Genomic DNA, 16,605 nt, shown 5'->3' on the forward strand with positions numbered 1-16,605 from the left:
ACCTGACTCACACGGCCGGTTCGCGCGGCCGGTGGCGCTCGGCTGGTGGCGCTCGGCCGGCGGTGCGCGGCTGGTGGCGCTCGGCCGCTTCCTCCACAGGGTCCGGCACCCCTCTTGACGCCCGGCGCGGCCTCTGGAAACTTGAGCCCATGCAACGACCGAACGATCGGTTGGTTCCACGGGACGCGGCCGAGCGGATGACGCGCGAAGAGCTGACGGCCCTGCAGCTGGAGCGGCTGCGGGCCACCTTGCACCACGCCTACGAGAACGTGCCCTTCTACCGGCGCTCGTTCGACGCCGCCGGCATACGGCCCGAGGACTGCCGCACCCTGGCCGATCTCACCCGCCTCCCGTTCACCACCAAGTCCGATCTCCGGGAGCACTACCCCTTCGGCATGTTCGCCGTGCCCGGCTCCCGGATCCGGCGTCTGCACGCCTCCAGCGGCACCACGGGCACACCCACCGTCGTGGGCTACACCGAGCGGGACCTGGACACGTGGGCCGAGGTCGTCGCCCGCTCCATCCGCGCGGCCGGCGGCCGGCCCGGCGACAGGATCCACGTGGCCTACGGCTACGGGCTGTTCACCGGCGGCCTCGGCGCGCACTACGGCGCCGAGCGGCTCGGCTGCACAGTGATCCCCGCCTCCGGCGGCATGACCGCGCGCCAGGTCCGGCTCATCCAGGACCTGCAGCCCCGGATCATCATGGTGACCCCCACCTACATGCTCACCCTGCTCGACGAATTCGAGCGCCAGGGCGTCGACCCGCGCAGCATGTCCCTGACCACCGGCATCTTCGGCGCCGAGCCCTGGACGGAGGAGATGCGCCGGGAGATCGAGGAGCGCTTCGCCATCGACGCCGTCGACATATACGGCCTCTCGGAGATCATCGGCCCCGGCGTGGCCCAGGAGTGCGCCGAGACCAAGGACGGGCTGCACATCTGGGAGGACCACTTCTACCCCGAGGTCGTCGACCCGGTCACGGGTGAGGTGCTGCCGGAGGGCTGCCACGGCGAGCTGGTCCTCACCTCCCTCACCAAGGAGGCCATGCCCGTCGTCCGCTACTGCACCCGGGACCTCACCCGGCTCCTGCCCGGCACCGCCCGCCCCGCCTTCCGCCGGATGGAGCGGATCGCCGGGCGCAGCGACGACATGATCATCCTGCGGGGCGTCAACCTCTTCCCCGCGCAGATCGAGGAGATCGTGCTGCGGACGCCGGGCCTCGCCCCGCACTTCCAGCTCCGCCTCACCCGCGAGGGCCGGATGGACCACCTCACCGTACGGGCCGAGGCCCGCCCGGAGGCGACGCCGGAGCAGCGCGGGGTCGCCTCCGGCGAGGTCGCGCGGCAAGTGAAGGAGGGCATCGGCGTCACGGTGACCGTCGAGGTGGTCGACGGCGGGACGCTGGAACGGTCGGTGGGCAAGCTGAAGCGCATCGTGGACGAGCGGGGAAAGCGGTGACGGGGCGCGGGCAGCGGCGTCCCGGCGCCTTCCCCGGCTACCGCGTCGTGGTGGTGCGGAGCGGCAGCGGCAGCGGCAGTAAGGGATGCCCGACGCACCGGCGGAGCATCGTCGCTGCGAGCGTGCGGCGGATTGGACGATCAGCCGGACGGCGAGCCGCCGAACCGCTCCCGGAGCTCCCGCTTCAGCACCTTGCCGGAGGCGTTCCGCGGCAGCTCGTCCACGAACAGGACGCGCTTGGGCGCCTTGAAGGGGGCGAGCCGCTCCCGGGCGTACGCAGTCAGCTCCTCCTCGGTCACATCGCCGCGCGCGACGACCACGGCGGTGACCGCCTCGATCCAGCGGGGATCGGGGAGGCCGACGACGGCCGCCTCGGCGACGGCCGGATGGCCGTAGAGCACGTCCTCGACCTGGCGGGAGGCGACCAGCACGCCACCGGAGTTGATGGCGTCCTTCAGCCGGTCCACGACGGTGAGGTAGCCCTCGGCGTCCCGGACGGCCATGTCGCCGGAGCGGAACCAGCCGTCCCGGAAGGCCTCCTCGGTCTCCTCGGGCTTGCCCCAGTAGCCCTGGCACAGCTGCGGGGAGCGGTAGACGACCTCGCCGGGCGTGCCGTCGGGCACGTCGGCGCCCTTCTCGTCCACGACGCGCGCCTCGACGAACAGCACCGGCCGGCCGCAGGAGTCCATCCGCCCCTCGTGCTCCTCCGGCCGCAGCACGGTGGCCAGCGGCCCGATTTCGGTCTGCCCGAAGCAGTTGTAGAACGCGAGGCGTGGCAGGCGCGTGCGCAGGCGTTCCAGCACCGGTACGGGCATGACGGAGGCGCCGTAGTACGCCTTGCGCAGCGCCGACAGGTCCCGGGAGGCGAAGCCGGGGTGGCCGGCGAGTGCGATCCACACGGTCGGCGGGGCGAAGAAGCTGTCGGCCCGCCCCGCCTCCACCAGTTCGAGGACGCGGTCCGGGTCCGGCGCGTCGATGAGGGTGTTCTCCGCGCCCACCGCCAGGAAGGGCAGCAGGAACACGTGCATCTGCGCCGAGTGGTAGAGCGGGAGGGCGTGCAGCGGCCGGTCCGTCTCCCTGAGGTCCAGGGCGGTGATCGCGCTCACGTAGGCGTGCACGAGCGCGCCGTGCGTCATCATCGCGCCCTTGGGCTGCGCGGTGGTGCCGGAGGTGTAGAGCAGCTGCACGAGATCGCCCTGGTCCGGGCCGCCGGCGGTCAGGGTCGCGACGCCCGGGCGCCGGTGCCGCGCCGAGCGCTCCAGCAGGGAGCCCGTGGCGTCGCGCAGGGGCAGGGCGGGGAGGGAAGCGGGCAGCCGGTGGGCCAGGTGCGGGTCGGTGAGCACCAGCGCGCTGCCCGACTGCTCCAGGATGTAGCCCAGTTCGTCACCGGTGAGGTGGTGGTTGACGGGGACGTGCACCAGACCGGCGCGGGCGCAGGCCAGGAAGCCGATCAGATAGGCGTCGGAGTTGTGGCCGTAGGCGGCGACGCGGTCACCGTCGCGCAGCCCGCTGTCGCGCAGGACCGCGGCAGCCCCCGTCACGGCCTCGTCCAGCTCGCGGTACGTCCAGGCGCGCTCCCCGTACCGCAGCGCCGTCCGCTTCGGCACACGCCGGGCCGTGCGCCGCAGCATGCCGTCCACCGTGCTGTCCCGGACTCCCGTCATGCCCGGATCCTGGGTCCCGCGCGCACCGCGGTCAAGGGGGCGCGACGGCGAGCGGGCCGGCACGGGTGCGAAAGCGGGAACGGGCGGCGGGCAGGCCGCGGCCGTGGTCGACTCCCCGCCCTGCGCAGGCGTCCTATCCCCCGCAGGCGACTTCTCGTCCCTCCGTACCCATGGGAGCCACGTTGCCCTTACGTCATCGCATGAGAGCCCTGGCCGGCCTCGGCCTGGCGGTGCTGACCTGCGGCGCCGTGCTGCCGGGCGAGGCCGCGGCCGCCACCGCGCCCACGGCGCCGAGCGCGCCAAGGGCGGCGGCCTGTCGGCCGTCGTCCGCTACACCGAGTACGGCGTTCCGCACATCGTCGCGAAGGACTACGCGAACCTCGGCTTCGGCACCGGCTGGGCCCAGGCCGCGGACCAGGTGTGCGTCCTCGCCGACGGGTTCGTCACCCTGCGCGGCGAGCGCTCGGCCCGCTTCGGCCCCGACGCGGAGCCCGACGGGTCCTTGTCGTCCGCGACCACCAACCTCTCCAGCGATCTGTTCTTCCGCAGCCTGAACGACGCGAAGACCGTGGACAGGCTCCTCGGCTCGCCCGCCCCGGCCGGACCACCCGGCAGGCCAAGGAGCTGATGCGCGGCTGGGCCGCGGGCTACAACGCCTGGCTGGCGCAGAACCGCATCACCGACCCGGCCTGCCGCGGCGCCGGCTGGGTCACGCCGGTGACGACCCTGGACGTGGCCCGGCGCGGCTACGCCATCACCGTCCTCGGCGGCCAGGGCCTGGCCGCCGACGGCATCGCAGGGGCCGCACGGCCGGGGGCGGCGCCCCGTACGGCCAAGGCTGCGGCGGATCCCGCCGAAGCGGCCCGGAAGCTCTTCGACGAGCAGCGGAAGAACGCCGGCATGGGCTCGAACGCGGTGGCCTTCGCGGGCTCCACCGCCGCGAACGGGCGCGGCCTGCTGCTCGGCAACCCCCACTACCCGTGGCAGGGCGGCCGCCGCTTCTGGCAGTCGCAGCAGACCATTCCCGGCGAGCTGAACGTCTCCGGCGGCTCGCTGCTCGGCATGCCCGTCGTGGAGATCGGCTTCAACGAGCGGATCGCCTGGAGCCACACGGTGGCCACCGGCGTGCCGGCCAACCTGTACGAGCTGAAGACCGCGCCGGGCGATGCCCACGCCTATCTCGTGGACGGCAGGCCCGAGCGGATGACCGAGCGCACGGTCACCGTGCCCGTCCGGGGCAAGGACGGCAGCACCTCACGGGTCACCCGCAGCCAGTGGTGGACCCGCTACGGGCCGGTGGTCACCTCGCTCGACGACATCCCCCTGCCCTGGGCCGACGGCAAGGCCTACGCCCTGACCGACCCCAACTCCGAGAGCCTGCGCTTCACCGACGCCTCGCTCGCCCTGGCCAAGTCCCGCAGCGTGCGCGGCGTCCAGGACGCCCTGCGCCGCACGCAGGGCCTGCCGTGGGTGAACACGATCGCCGCGGACTCCGGGGGGCCACAGCCTCTACACCCAGTCGCAGGTCCTGCCCCGGGTCACCGACGAGCTGGCCGGGCGCTGCTCCACCGCCCTCGGCCGGCAGACGTTCCCGGCCGCGGGCCTGGCCGTCCTGGACGGCTCGCGCGGCGACTGCGCGCTGGGGCGCGACACCGACGCCGTCCAGCCGGGCATCTTCGGCCCCTCCGCAATGCCGGCGCTGGTCGACGCCCCCTACGCCGAGAACTCCAAGACCATGATCAAGGCGTGATTATCACGCGGCTTTGACGTGTAAATAGCAGCAGGTCAGTGCAAGTGCGGGTCAGCTGCGTTCTGACCTACAGTCAATTCGCGCAGTCGTTCTCCCCTGTGTGTCATGAAGCTCACTTGGAACTTCAAGGAGGCGGTAGTGGCTGGTACGAGAAGACTCTTCACTCTTTCTTTGGCGCTGGTTGCCGTGATGGGTATTGTGGCATCCCCAGCTAACGCGGGAACAGATCGTGCAAACTGGGTGGACACCTATAAGAAAAGATTCGGCAGCTATCACTCGATAGGTTCGCATCCATGCTCAGACCACTACTGGCCGTATCCTAGCTGGCCTATCAACTGGCTCGATAACTCGGGCTGTGATCGCAGAATATGGCTGCACGAGCTCGCCGATCCTGATGTACCAAACACGCGCCATGCATGCATTCCCCCTGGCAGAAGCGAAATCGCCATATCCGACGATGACTGGAGATCTCATCCAGGAAACCTTGAAGCAGGGGCAAAGAAGTCCTGCTGACTTCAGCGATCGTGGGGAGGTGCATGCCATCCAGGAACAGGGCATGCACCTCTTCGGTGCGTCACGACAGCGCCGTCACCGGCCCCAGGCCATCAAGGGTGAATAGCGGAATATGAGAACTGGGCCGCACGGTATAGGACCTCACCACCACTGGCTGAGCCTGCGTGAGGAATAGAGCTGCCCATACACCGCTGGGATGACCTGACGGATTCCTGGAAAAGTTCCCTTCCAAAGTTGCAAGGTACGTAGCCTCACTTGTCGAGCGCGCCCCTCCCGGGTAGATGGCACGCACCGCATCATCATGAGTTGTGGCCACAACTTTGATGTTCACTGGTCGCTGTTCACCCCATTGAACCGACCACCGCAGGACAGCTTCCCGGATCTGACCAAGTGTTGATCCATCCATCCCCAAGCCTCCGCTGCCGCCCATCCCCTACCACTGCTTGGCCGCTGCCCCGTAGGGTATTGGCTCCAGCTCAACGCGGAACAGTCAAACGACGCAGGGGATAGTGCGCCGCCTCGTCGGGGAAGAGAGCGGTGCAGCTGTCCAGGTCGGGGTCCGGAGGCGGAGTCAGGAGCCCAGCCGCGGCGAGCACCCGGCATACGACCTAGTCGGCGGCGGTCGGCGAGAGACCGGGCCGTAGGTGCTGGCCGCGTCCTGGGCACCCTGATAGGCGGCCTGGCACTCGTCGCTCGTGACGATCTGGCGGGCGTGGGCCGTCGTCGCCGTGGTCTCGTCCATAGGTCTCTCCTGGCACGTTCGGGTAGCGCAGAGGGCAACAGTGGACGCGGTCCAGAGTGCCTCACTCGGGGCTGGGGGTATGCCCGGGGGCACGAGCGTAGCCAGGGACCCAGGCCCGGACACGGTCGTCCGGGGCCTGTACCGGGCGGACGCCACGGGACCCCGCGGAGCCGGGCCGGCGTAGACCTGCCCGCAGGACGCCCGCGTTGCGGGTGTGGGTCGAGCGGGTGCCCGCCATCCCGTCCGGGTGTGATCCGGCTACCCGACCACACCGGGGAAGCGTCGGGCGGTGTGACTTTGAGCCGTAGGTGGCCAGCCGACGACCGGACGTCCCAAGCCAGGGCGTCTCGTGGATTCCTACCTGGCCAAAACGTTGACCGGTAGTTGGCCAGGAGCAGCCCCGGTACATGCCGGGCTGCGGGAGGAGCCGCTGGTCAAAGCCACCACCCGGCAGGGCTGGCCAACTTCAGATCAGCGTGGCCACCTATGGCTCAATGTGACTGAGCACTTCATCTGGCGAGGATCGCCAACCGGAGCACCCAGCTTCCATTCTCAGCATCACACGTCGTGATCAAGTTGCCTGGCAGCTGTGCTGCCAAGAAATCACTCCGCGAGCTCCGCCCGGCCGCGCTCGTCGTCGACCAGGTCCTCGTGCCCTCACCCCTTTCGGGTGCGCCGGGAGGTGCGGGCGCCGCGCGCGCCTTACCGTGATGTGGAGCTCTGTCGCCAGCAGGGCCACGGCTGCTCCTGGGAGGAAGCGGATGTTCCGAGTCGTTCACGAGCACCGACCCGTGGTCGCGTCGTTCTCGTCGCGGACAGTCCGAGGTGTGGCCGTCACCCGCCCCGGTGACACCGCGGAGCGGACAGCTGATGCGCTCGCGGAGCGTGCTCTATCGGCACGCCGAACGGGCGCAGCGACGGTAGCGCCCCCTACGGGCCGCCCGACGGCATTCCGCGCCGCGGTCCCCGGCGCCGTCCCGTCGACCGGTGGTCGCCCGCTGGACCCCGCAGTACGGGGCGAGATGGAGGGTGCCTTCGGGTACGAATTCAGTCGCGTACGGCTGCACAGCGGAGACGAGGCTTCCGGTATGGCCCACCACCTGTCGGCACGCGCGTACAGCGTCGGACACGACGTCGTCCTGGGACGAGGGCAGTCCGTCCACAGCGCCGGCGGTCGCCACCTGCTCGCGCACGAGCTTGCCCATGTGGTCCAGTACAACCTTTCCGGCCGTACCGTCATCGCCCGCCAGAGCACCTCGGGCGGGGCTCCGCCCGAGCCGGTGCTCGGCCAGACCGTGATCCAGTACGAGGAGACTCCGCTGCCCGGCGGCCGGGTGCGGCTGCGGGTGTGGGGAAGACTCGGCGACCCCATCGCCCGGCCTGGGCTGGAGAAGAAGTACCCGCCGCCCGGCCAGTTGGGGTTGGCCGGCTACGACCGCTGGCACCTCGCGGGACCTGACGCGATCGGCGCGGAGGCAGGCATCGCCTACACGCCGAAGAACTTCAACATCAGCCAGACCGCTGTGGTGGAGAACACGATGAGGCGGGCACGAGACGCCGTCTCGAAGCAGGGTGGGGAGGTCTTCTTCGACTTTCAGGCGGACTGCCGGATCCTGGGCGAGCGGCAGGGTGTGACCATCAGGGGCCCGGAAACGGTGCACTGGAAGGCGGAGATCCGGGCCGCCGGCAGCGACAGCCTGACGCCCATCCTCAACGAGCGGGCAAGTGTTCCTCCGGCTCCGTCGCTCTCCCCGGCCCCAGGTGCGGCCGCTGGTGGCGCCTTGGGTGTTACGTCGGGCGCCGCGCCGGCGCAGCCGAAGGCCGCCGCCCTGAGCCCCGCCCCCGCTCCGGCCCCGGCGCCTTCGCAGCAGCCGCCGCCCGCGCCCCCTGCCCCCGCGGCGGCACCTGCGCCCGCTCCCAAGGCCGAGCCGCAGCCTTCCCCCGCGCCCAAGGCGGAACCGGCTCCTGCTCCCGCCCTCGCGCCCGGTGCCAAGCCTCCCGCACCGGTTCCGGGACCGACGGTCCGCTTCCGTCCCAACTGGAAGGAGGGCCTCAAGGGCGGGGGCCGTGCTCTCGCGTTCACCGTGTTCTTCCTCGCCCTGGACTACTACGCGAACAAGATGCTCCAGGAGCAGGTCGAACGGGACATCGAGCAGGCGAGAAGAGGCGCCATTCCGTGGGCGCGCAGGGTGAAGGAGCAGAACCCGGACAAGCCGGTCTACCTCACGTTCAAGGTGACCGCCGTCCAGTACAGCCAGTACATCCCGTTCGCCGGCGTGAACCCGTACGAGACTCGGCTGGACTTCTCCGGCATCGAGGTGGGCCACCGAAACATCGATCCTCCCTCGGTCCTCGTGACACAAGAGGAATGGGATCTGCTCCACCCCTTGCGCCCCTTCGGCACGACCACGAAGATCGCCTACAGCGAGCCCGTCATCCCGTGAGGGTCGTAGGACTCAGAGGGCGGTTCGTGAGCTAACGCCGCTTTTGGTCGACACCTTGCGTGAGACGCACCGCCGCCGTAAGCCGACGCCACCCTCTCGTTCGCACGCGGCTGAAGCACTCCGGCACGCGCCGGTCACAACAACCCCGCCTGGGTGACAACTATCGTGCTTGGGCTCACCGGTCCTGTGACTGAGCGCTTCACCTGGCGGGTGAGTGCTTGTGTTGGCGGGTGTTCTGTGGTGGTGAAGGCTGATTGACCAGCTCAAGCCCGGTGCGAAGCGCTGTTGAGGGTCGGAGCATGATGACGTCATGGAGAGCGCGGTCGAGAAGATCAAGGTCTGGTTCCGGTTCGTCCCTCGCGTGGGCTGGTTGCCGCAGGACACCGAGGGCCTGTGGGCGACGAAGCTCAGCGACGACACGGCCAGCCTGCAGAATGCCCCCTTTCTTCAGGACGGGGTGGCCGAGGGTGACGTTGTGCGGTTCCAGACCGACTCCGACGGACTCCACTGGGCTGTCGGCCGGGTCAGCTCCTCCGGCAATTGCACGATCCGTGTGGTACCCGTCCCGACCGGCCCGCTGGGGCGCAGCCCTCAGGCCGTGCACCAGCGTCTTTCCGCGTTCGCGCTCGGAGGCGAGGTCTTCAGTGAGGACTTCCCCATGGTGGCGTTCACCGCACCGGCCGGCGCGGACTTCGCCGGGATCAAGGCCCTTCTCACTCAAGGGCAGGAGGAAGGGTGGTGGCCCTACGAGGTCGGCTGCGGCACCGACGAGTGGTGGAACGCCTGACTGCACGCTCTCGGGCCCCTGAGGCCCGCCAACTCAGACGCTCAGGTCCGCCAGCTCAAGCGCTCAGCCGCCATGTGAAGCGCTCAGTCACACTCAAAGTCACAGGCGGCTGACTGAACTCAGACTCCTTATTCGCACAGAGGTGCGAATACCGGTGATGGCAACCTTTGATTTCCCCGATGATCTCCGCTGTCCTGTGCCATCGAACCTTGATCGCGTGCCATCGATCTTTGACGGACGCAGTTTGCGCCATCGAAGTTTGGTCACGCCTGTCGCTTCTCATCCGGCGCTTCAGTGCCTCGTTCGACATTTCAGTAGTCGTTTCAGCAAGACGCGGTGAGTATGTGGCGTATGGCACATGTAGGGGCTGGCATGCCGATGAGTCCCTGGAGGGGCCAGATGTGCGGGTGCGGGTGGGGGGACGGGCGGCGGGGCGTCAGCGCCGAGGAGCGAGTTGGGACTCCGGACTGCTTCGCATCTCCCTCCCGTTTCCTCCCGTGGACCCTGCGTGCACACCCTCACCCCGAACTGTGCAGCCCCGCCGCATAGGCCCCTGACTTGCCGCTTCCTCCCGTGTGGCGACGCAATGACGCGCCCCTCCCCACCCCGGAAGCGGTGACCATGACCACCTACCCGTCCCGGTATCGGGAGAGCGTTTTGTGGGCGTGCCGGGACCACCAGAAGGCGAACGCCGGGTTCTTCGACGACCTCGGCTCGCCCGGCGGCGCCAGCGGCCTCGGCCCGGTCGAGCGCGACCAGCCGATCATCCCGGACAGCCCGTCCGTACGACATGAGCCGGCTCGGACGGGGCCGCCGGGCGGGACCGCCCGGCGGGGGTCATCGTCCGGGCGCCGGCGGGCGCCGGTTCACGGCGCCCGCACCCGCGGGGCCGTACTCGGCGATGACGCCCTCCACGAGCCAGCAGTGTGTCCTTCCCAGGCTCGGCCCGGGGACGGTGGTGAGGGTGTCCAGACGCTGCCAGTAGCCGCGGAACAGAGAAACGGTCGTCTGCATGTCCGTGGCCATGAGCGCGCGGAAAGCGGGGGTGTCTTCGGCCTCGAGGGCACGGGCACAGGCGCGGCAGAAAGCGTCCAGGGCCTCGCACCTGTGCGGTGCCCGCCCGGCGGCGACGGCGGGTGCGGCACCGTCAGAGGCATCGAGGAGCGCCGCGTACATCGATGCCTTGTCCCGCACATGGGGCGCGGCCCAGTAGTCCAGGAACGCGGGCTCCGCCACGAGGCAATGGAGCTCGGCGTAGGCCAGTACGGCATCGGGGGTGGGATCGCGCGGCGGCTCCGGAACGGCCTGTGCGGTGATGGCGTCGGCCAGGCGCGCCGGCAGCCCCGGGGGCAGGACGCGCTCCCATGCCCGGGCGAGGTCCGCGGTGGCCTGCGGCCGGCACCGAACCTTGGCCAGCACGCGCAGCCGCCGCAGCCGCTCCGGCCCGGGGCACTCCTCCAACGCCTGTAACAACGCCTCACGCCAGCGCAGTTCCGCCAACTGTGCCCGGGTGCCCGCCAACTGCCCGGCCACCAGGTCGCCGAGGCCTTGGGCCTCGTTCGCGACACCGGTGATGGCCACGATCGGTACATCCAGCGCACGCAACTGCCGCACCAGCTGTAACTGGTCCAGCGCCTGTGGCGGGTAGCGGCGATGGCCTCCCTGGCTGCGCGGGGCCGTCGGCAGCAGGCCGATGTCGGTGTAGTAGCGGATGGTCTTCACCGACAGCCCCGCACGCGTGGCGAGTTCCCCGATCGACCAAGTGACGTCCATCTCATCCCCTTGAATCTCCCGTGCGGTGGAGGCCCTAGCGTACGAAGCATCGGCCCGACGCCACGAGGCACCGGGCCGGTTGCCCGGCTCCGGTGAACGGCCGGGGAGTCCACCGGAGCCGGGCAGGAGCGGCAGGACCCGCCGTACCGGCATGGTCGGCAGGGCCGGCAGGACCGGCGGAGCCGAAGCTCAGCCCCCGATCACGACCTCTCCTCGTACCGAGCCTCACCCCATGGAGGACCGGCATGACGCTTCCCCCAGGTCAACGCGCCGTCGATGGATTCCCACGCTTCGGCAAGCATCTCCATCACCCGCCTCCACCCGTCCCCGCCGACCCGGTGATCGAGATCGGCGGAGTTCTGACCGAGGCCCTCACGCTGTCCGTGGCCGACCTCGCAGAGCTGCCACGACGAGAGCTCGGGGCCGACTTCCATTGTGTCGCCGGATGGTCGGCGACCGGCCTGCTGTGGGAGGGAGCCCCGTTCCGGACCCTCTACCGCACGCGGGTCGAACCGCTGCTCGAGCCGGGCACGTCGATCAGCCATGTCGTCTTCGAAGGTCTCGACGGCTACCGGTCGATCGCGTTGCTGGAGGACGCCTTGGCGGACGACGTGCTGATCGCCGACCGTCTCGACGGGCAGCCGCTCGACAGCGACCATGGCGCTCCGTTGCGACTGGTCAGCCCCGGCCAGTACGGCTTCGTCAGTACGAAGCACCTCTGCCGCGTCGAGTTCCACACATCCGAACCCCCGGATCCCGACCGGTGGTCGCCCATCGCGTCGCACCGCAGGGCGAGGGTCTGGCACGAGGAACGTCACCGCCACCTTCCCGGCCGTGTGGTGCGGCCGGTCTACCGGGCGCTGATCGGGCCGATCCGCGCACTGAGCGCCCGGGGCAGCCGCGAGGAGCCGCGGTGAGGGCGCTGCCTGGACCGGACCGGACCGGACCAGGAGCCGTCGGGACCGAGGCGGCCGGTACGGCGAATGGACGCAGCGCACTCCGCGGCCTGCGCGGTCTGCGCGGTCTGCGCGGTCTGCGCCTGAATGTCAATGTTCAACGCTCCGTGGTCAGCACCAAGCCGCCACGGAAGTCGATGACACCTCCCGAGCACAGCGGGCTGCCCGAACGACCGGAGACCTGAGTCCCAACAAGGCACGCCGCAGGGCGGTACAGACACGCAGTCCCCATTCCCGTCGTAACCGCCCGGCTCGGAAGACGGGAGTGTGCGGGCTACCACGCCGCCCGACGGTTCGGCTGTCCACCCGGAAAGTTCCGGGGAGCCAGTCCTGCGCACCCTGGCTACCATGCGGATCGATCGGCTCGCCCAATGATCCCAAGGAGGAGGCATGGCAAGCGAGTCCGGCCGCACAGGACTGGCGGCCGCAGCACTCGGCGCGGCGTGCGCGGTGCTGGTCGTGCTCCCTTCGGCGGCGCAGGCCGCACCCGCGACCGCCGATCCCCACGCCGGCACGCCGGCGGCCCTGAAGACGTTCCAGTCGGCCGCAGGCCCGGGCGCAGCCGTCTATGCGGGTGACGCCATGAACTCCCGGAGCCTCTCCGTCGGCACCGGCCAGTGCGACGGTCACCTGAAGGTCCGTCGGCGCGACCGCCGGCACCGCTGCCGACCTGGCCGTATGCAGTTTCCAGGCGCATACGGTCCCCTCCGCACCCCGCAACCCCCGCAACCCCCGCACCAGAAAACCGGCCCGATACAGGAGTCATCACATGTTACGAGCGATACGCGCCCTCGGCCTCGCCGTCCTCGCGGCGGCCATGTCCATCAGCGCGGTTCCGTCCGCGAGTGCGGATTCCCGTACGGACACGCGCACCCCCGTCGGCGGCGGCACCGGGATCGTCTTCCGGATGAGTCCAAGCCCGGAGGCGCCCACGAGCCTGTTCATCTGCACCCTCACCGCGGTAGGCCGCGACAACGCCGGCAATCTGGTGGCGTTGACCAATGCACACTGCTTCATCGACGACAAGGGCAACAAGCTCGTCGGGGAAAAGGTCTACCGGGACGCCTCGCCCGCGGGAACAGCACAGGCCCCGGCGCCGATTCCCAACACCCGCCCCGATCTGGAGACCGGGCCCATCGGCACGGTGACGTACGTCAGCACGCCCAACAACCTTCTCAACAGCGGCCCTAAGGGCCTTGACTACGCGGTGATCCTGCTGGACGAGACCAGAGTCGCTCCCACCAGCACCGTCGGCGAGGTGACCATCTCATCGATCGGAGCCCCGCCCGCCAACGGGGTCCGCATGTGCAAGCAAGGCCACCGCACCGGCCTCACCTGTGGTATCAAGCTGGGCACCCACAACATGTGGTTCACCCACCTCATCTGGACCAACGGCGGCGACTCCGGTTCCCCGGCCGTCGTCGGACAGACGCTGGTCGGCAACGCTTGGGGCGCCCAGCACAGCTCGCCCATCCTGAGCATCATCGACGAGATGAACGCCAACGGTGGAGTCGGCGCCGGTTTCCACCTTGCGTACTGAACGACTGTCCGCCCCGCCGCCCGTGGGAGCCTCGGGCGGCGGTGTGCGCCGGGCGGATCGCCAGGCGCGGGTCGGTGTCCGGGAACCGCTTCCAGGGCCTGTCCGATGGGCCGGTGACCAGGCACGGAGAAACCTCCGGGCCCAGCTTGAGTCCCTCAGGCCCCCAGCATCAATCTTCACATGAGCACCTGCCCCGTCTTCCGGCGCAGCGCCGGTCGCCTATACGTGCAGTGCTCGCCGCTCGGGTGTCGTTCGGGCCGTGTTCGATCACCCTTAGCTATGGCGGCGGGCTCCGCTCTGGTGGCGGCCGTGGCCTTCGTGCTGCTCTCCGTGGGAGAACTGGGCGGCGCGACAGTCGCGGCAAAGACGGCCGGGCGATTCGCCCGCCGTCTGCCGCAGGCCGGAGCCCTCATCGCGACCGCTGCGATGGTCACCTACGGGCTCCAGATCGGCAGCCATCAGGCCGACCTGACCCTTCTGGCGATGACCGCACCGGTGGTGCTGATCGGCTTCCGCCTGGGCATGGTCTCCGGCCCGCTCGCCGATCTGTCGCTGGCCAGGGTCCCGCACGAGGACGCCGGCTCGGCCTCGGGCTTGTTCAACACCGCCATTCGCCTGGGCATCGCGCTGGGCACCGCGCTGACCGCCGTGGTGTTCTTCGCCATCACCGGTGGCTCTCCCGACGGCGCGGTCAACCGCGACGCGTTCGTCACGGTGCTGTGGTGGGTTGGCGGCCTCTTGGCCCTGTCGGCGCTTCTTCGACCAGCCCTTGCTCGTCAGCGGATCACTCAAAGTTCGATGGCACACGATCAAGGATCGATGGCACAGGACATCTGCGACGCGCAGCACCAGCTGCACGAGGCGCACGCCGAGCTGGCCGCGCTCTGCCAGACGCTGCCCTGGTCCGTCGAGCCTCACGAGGGCTGGGCTCGGCCGCGAGCCCACTGGCATCCGACCGAGCGCCCGGCCACGGACGGATGGACCCAGGAGCAGCAGGACGCCGTCGCTGCCCTGCGGGCGCGCGCTGTGGAGCTGAGTCTTGCCGTTTCGGCGCACCCGTTCTGGGGGACTGTGGAGCGCGGTGACGTGGTCGCCGCGCGCATGACCCTTAAGCAGCTCCGTCAGGAGCCGACCGCCGAGGTCGCATAGCCATGGACGCGGAGGCCGGCACTGCGCCCGCGCCCGGGGAGCCGGGGCATCAGGTGTGGGTGGAGCTCCCGGACGGACAGTTGGTGACCGCGGAACTCCTGACCCGGATCAGACAGCCGTCGTCCGGGGAGTGGTGGTGTGAGCTGCGCCTGACTGTGTGGGGCGAGCTGCACCTGCCGGACGGGAGAGTGGCGCCTGAGCCCTGCGAGGTGCTCTTCAAGACCCCCGCCCGCCTGGTCACCCCGATCGACGGCACCGGAGGCGTTCTTCGCCTGGTGGGCGTCGGTGAAGGTCCCTCCCGTGGTTCAGGAGACCGCCCAGGTGGACGTCGTATCCGGCTACGACGTTGTCAATGGTTCGCAGAGGGTGCCCAGTTTGCTGCGGCTTATGGAAGAGGATGAGGCCGGACTGGTGGTCGCTGCCTGACCTTGTCGGTGTGCCCGTGGCAATGGCGCTGTGTGCTTTAGGGGGTGATCTCCGGTCCTGCGGGGCGTTCGCCGTGTTCGGGCGGTCCACTGCTTGAGGGCTGTGCGGACGCCGCGCCCGGGTTTATGCGTAGGGGTCGGTGATGGTGTGCGGCCGCCGTGCTGCCTCCAGTACGTTTCCGGGGAAGGCGGGCCCGGCGATGTAGTAGCGGCCCTTGGTCTGTCCCACGGCGGACAGCATTCCGGCGCGGGTCAGCGCCTGCATGTCCCGAGTCGCCTGCTGCGTGTTGAGCGCTTCGGCCTTCTCGTAGCGCGAGCGACGGACGCGGCCGACCATCGCCACCTCGTGCAGGGCCGTCACCTGCCGCTCGCTGATCCCATGAGTCTCGGCGGCGTCCATCAGCAGCATCCAGCATTCGTTCGAGCGGTCGACCCGGCGCTGCACGCGCTGGGCCTGCTGGTGGTAGGCGAGGAGGTTGAACTTGATCCACGGGAGGGTGTCGCGTTCGGGAGACCAGACGGGGCCGCCGACCTCGCGGAGGACCTTGTAGTACTCCCAGGTATTGCCGGGCATGCCCAGCCACTCCTCGATGGAGGAGAACTCGGGAGCCAGGACGCCGCCGCGGGCGATGATCAGGGTCTGCAGGGAGCGCGACATGCGGCCGTTGCCGTCGGACCACGGGTGGATCTTCACCAGGTTCAGGTGCGCCATCGCCGCGCGGATCAGCACGGAGGGCACCTGCTGATGCTGCGCGGCACGTGGGCGGGGCCGGATACCTTCTGGCTCCCCGGCGGCGGCCAGAACCCGAAGGAGACGCTGGCCGCCTGCGCGGAGCGGGAGGTGTTCGAGGAGACCGGCGTGCGCGTGACGGCCGGGCCTCTCGTCGCGCTGCGGGAGTACATCCAGGACAACCATGTCGGCGGCCACCAGATGATGCCCGGCGTCGTGCACCGGGTGGACGCGATGTTCTGGTGCAGCATCGTCAAAGAGCCCGCGGTGCTCGGCGGCACAGAGCCGGACACCGAGCAGACCGGCGTCGAATGGGTCGAGCTGGGCAAGCTCACCTCCCTGCGGACGGTGCCGTCGATGCTGGCCCGCATCATCACGGACGTGCTGGCCGCCGACCGTACGCGCGTCACGGTGTACCTCGGGGATACGTATGCGTAGCCCCGTGGGGTCGGCGGATACGCGTCTGCTGGTACTGCGGGGCAACTCCGGCTCCGGCAAGACCACCACTGCCCACGAACTTCGCGCACAGTACGGCAGCGGCCTCGACAACGGCTACCACGTGGTCCTCGACTTTTCCGATCTGGAAACTGTCCTGACTGTGCCTGACCTGCACTAATGCGTCGTGAACATGTTCGTGACGTGGAGCTTCGGCAGTCGACTTAAGTCGCCTCA

The 16,605-nt window shown here is 69.7% G+C and carries 11 protein-coding genes and 2 pseudogenes; 9 read left to right on the top strand and 4 right to left on the bottom strand.

Annotated features, from left to right (window positions below; all coding sequences use genetic code 11):
* Nucleotides 1-149 precede the first annotated feature (149 nt).
* On the top strand, nt 150-1,460 hold the full coding sequence (gene paaK, locus FGW37_RS03485) for a phenylacetate--CoA ligase PaaK (RefSeq protein WP_179079704.1): 1,311 nt from the start codon (nt 150-152) through the stop codon (nt 1,458-1,460).
* Between the two features lie 140 nt (nt 1,461-1,600).
* Here the strand turns inward: paaK and FGW37_RS03490 are convergent, their stop codons facing one another.
* Nucleotides 1,601-3,124, bottom strand: a complete 1,524-nt coding sequence (locus FGW37_RS03490) for an acyl-CoA synthetase (RefSeq protein ID WP_179079705.1) — start codon at nt 3,122-3,124, stop codon at nt 1,601-1,603.
* 170 nt (nt 3,125-3,294) lie between these two features.
* On the opposite strand from FGW37_RS03490, the pseudogene FGW37_RS03495 reads away from it, so the two are divergent.
* Both FGW37_RS03495 and FGW37_RS03500 read left to right on the top strand, forming a co-directional pair.
* Nucleotides 3,295-4,853, top strand: a pseudogene (locus FGW37_RS03495) (penicillin acylase family protein); the annotation flags it as partial.
* A gap of 376 nt (nt 4,854-5,229) precedes the next feature.
* Nucleotides 5,230-5,493, top strand: a complete 264-nt coding sequence (locus FGW37_RS03500; protein ID WP_179079706.1) for a hypothetical protein — start codon at nt 5,230-5,232, stop codon at nt 5,491-5,493.
* A gap of 465 nt (nt 5,494-5,958) precedes the next feature.
* Here the strand turns inward: FGW37_RS03500 and FGW37_RS03505 are convergent, their stop codons facing one another.
* Nucleotides 5,959-6,129: a hypothetical protein gene (locus tag FGW37_RS03505; RefSeq protein ID WP_179079707.1), complete on the bottom strand. Its 171-nt coding sequence runs from the start codon at nt 6,127-6,129 to the stop codon at nt 5,959-5,961.
* A 761-nt stretch (nt 6,130-6,890) separates the two neighbouring features.
* On the opposite strand from FGW37_RS03505, the gene FGW37_RS03510 reads away from it, so the two are divergent.
* Together FGW37_RS03510 and FGW37_RS03515 are read left to right on the top strand one after the other, a co-directional pair.
* A complete protein-coding gene (locus tag FGW37_RS03510; protein ID WP_281394669.1) occupies nt 6,891-8,573 on the top strand; it encodes an eCIS core domain-containing protein in 1,683 nt (560 codons plus the stop codon).
* A gap of 310 nt (nt 8,574-8,883) precedes the next feature.
* Nucleotides 8,884-9,360, top strand: a complete 477-nt coding sequence (locus FGW37_RS03515) for a DUF4265 domain-containing protein (RefSeq protein ID WP_179079709.1) — start codon at nt 8,884-8,886, stop codon at nt 9,358-9,360.
* 837 nt (nt 9,361-10,197) lie between these two features.
* Here FGW37_RS03515 and FGW37_RS03520 read toward each other — a convergent pair.
* Nucleotides 10,198-11,133, bottom strand: a complete 936-nt coding sequence (locus FGW37_RS03520) for a helix-turn-helix domain-containing protein (RefSeq protein WP_179079710.1) — start codon at nt 11,131-11,133, stop codon at nt 10,198-10,200.
* Between the two features lie 245 nt (nt 11,134-11,378).
* Here FGW37_RS03520 and FGW37_RS03525 point away from each other — a divergent pair, with 245 nt between their 5' ends.
* The 3 genes from FGW37_RS03525 to FGW37_RS33135 all read left to right on the top strand — a co-directional run bounded on the left by FGW37_RS03525 (nt 11,379) and on the right by FGW37_RS33135 (nt 14,778).
* Nucleotides 11,379-12,050 (top strand): molybdopterin-dependent oxidoreductase, encoded by a 672-nt coding sequence (locus FGW37_RS03525; protein ID WP_179079711.1) that lies wholly within the window; start codon nt 11,379-11,381, stop codon nt 12,048-12,050.
* A gap of 808 nt (nt 12,051-12,858) precedes the next feature.
* Complete coding sequence (locus FGW37_RS03530) at nt 12,859-13,629, top strand: chymotrypsin family serine protease (RefSeq protein WP_179079712.1); 771 nt, start codon at nt 12,859-12,861, stop codon at nt 13,627-13,629.
* Nucleotides 13,630-13,938: 309 nt separating this feature from the next.
* Nucleotides 13,939-14,778, top strand: a complete 840-nt coding sequence (locus tag FGW37_RS33135) for an MFS transporter (RefSeq protein WP_246430248.1) — start codon at nt 13,939-13,941, stop codon at nt 14,776-14,778.
* A 549-nt stretch (nt 14,779-15,327) separates the two neighbouring features.
* Here the strand turns inward: FGW37_RS33135 and FGW37_RS03545 are convergent.
* A pseudogene (locus FGW37_RS03545) lies at nt 15,328-15,933 on the bottom strand (Fic family protein); the annotation flags it as partial.
* Nucleotides 15,934-15,948: 15 nt separating this feature from the next.
* On the opposite strand from FGW37_RS03545, the gene FGW37_RS03550 reads away from it, so the two are divergent.
* Complete coding sequence (locus FGW37_RS03550; protein ID WP_179079713.1) at nt 15,949-16,371, top strand: NUDIX domain-containing protein; 423 nt, start codon at nt 15,949-15,951, stop codon at nt 16,369-16,371.
* Nucleotides 16,372-16,605 lie beyond the last annotated feature (234 nt).

Origin of the sequence: Streptomyces rectiverticillatus, assembly GCF_013394065.1 — a bacterium.
GTDB classification, from domain to species: domain Bacteria; phylum Actinomycetota; class Actinomycetes; order Streptomycetales; family Streptomycetaceae; genus Streptomyces; species Streptomyces rectiverticillatus.

Bases quoted from the DNA above. Each gene is read 5' to 3' on its own strand.
- FGW37_RS03525 (WP_179079711.1), top strand. From the start codon at position 11,379: ATGACGCTTCCCCCAGGTCAACGCGCCGTCGATGGATTCCCACGCTTC.
- FGW37_RS03510 (WP_281394669.1), top strand. From the start codon at position 6,891: ATGTTCCGAGTCGTTCACGAGCACCGACCCGTGGTCGCGTCGTTCTCG.
- FGW37_RS03520 (WP_179079710.1), bottom strand. From the start codon at position 11,133: ATGGACGTCACTTGGTCGATCGGGGAACTCGCCACGCGTGCGGGGCTG.
- paaK (WP_179079704.1), top strand. From the start codon at position 150: ATGCAACGACCGAACGATCGGTTGGTTCCACGGGACGCGGCCGAGCGG.
- FGW37_RS03505 (WP_179079707.1), bottom strand. From the start codon at position 6,129: ATGGACGAGACCACGGCGACGACGGCCCACGCCCGCCAGATCGTCACG.
- FGW37_RS03515 (WP_179079709.1), top strand. From the start codon at position 8,884: ATGGAGAGCGCGGTCGAGAAGATCAAGGTCTGGTTCCGGTTCGTCCCT.
- FGW37_RS03490 (WP_179079705.1), bottom strand. From the start codon at position 3,124: ATGACGGGAGTCCGGGACAGCACGGTGGACGGCATGCTGCGGCGCACG.
- FGW37_RS03530 (WP_179079712.1), top strand. From the start codon at position 12,859: ATGTTACGAGCGATACGCGCCCTCGGCCTCGCCGTCCTCGCGGCGGCC.
- FGW37_RS03550 (WP_179079713.1), top strand. From the start codon at position 15,949: ATGCTGCGCGGCACGTGGGCGGGGCCGGATACCTTCTGGCTCCCCGGC.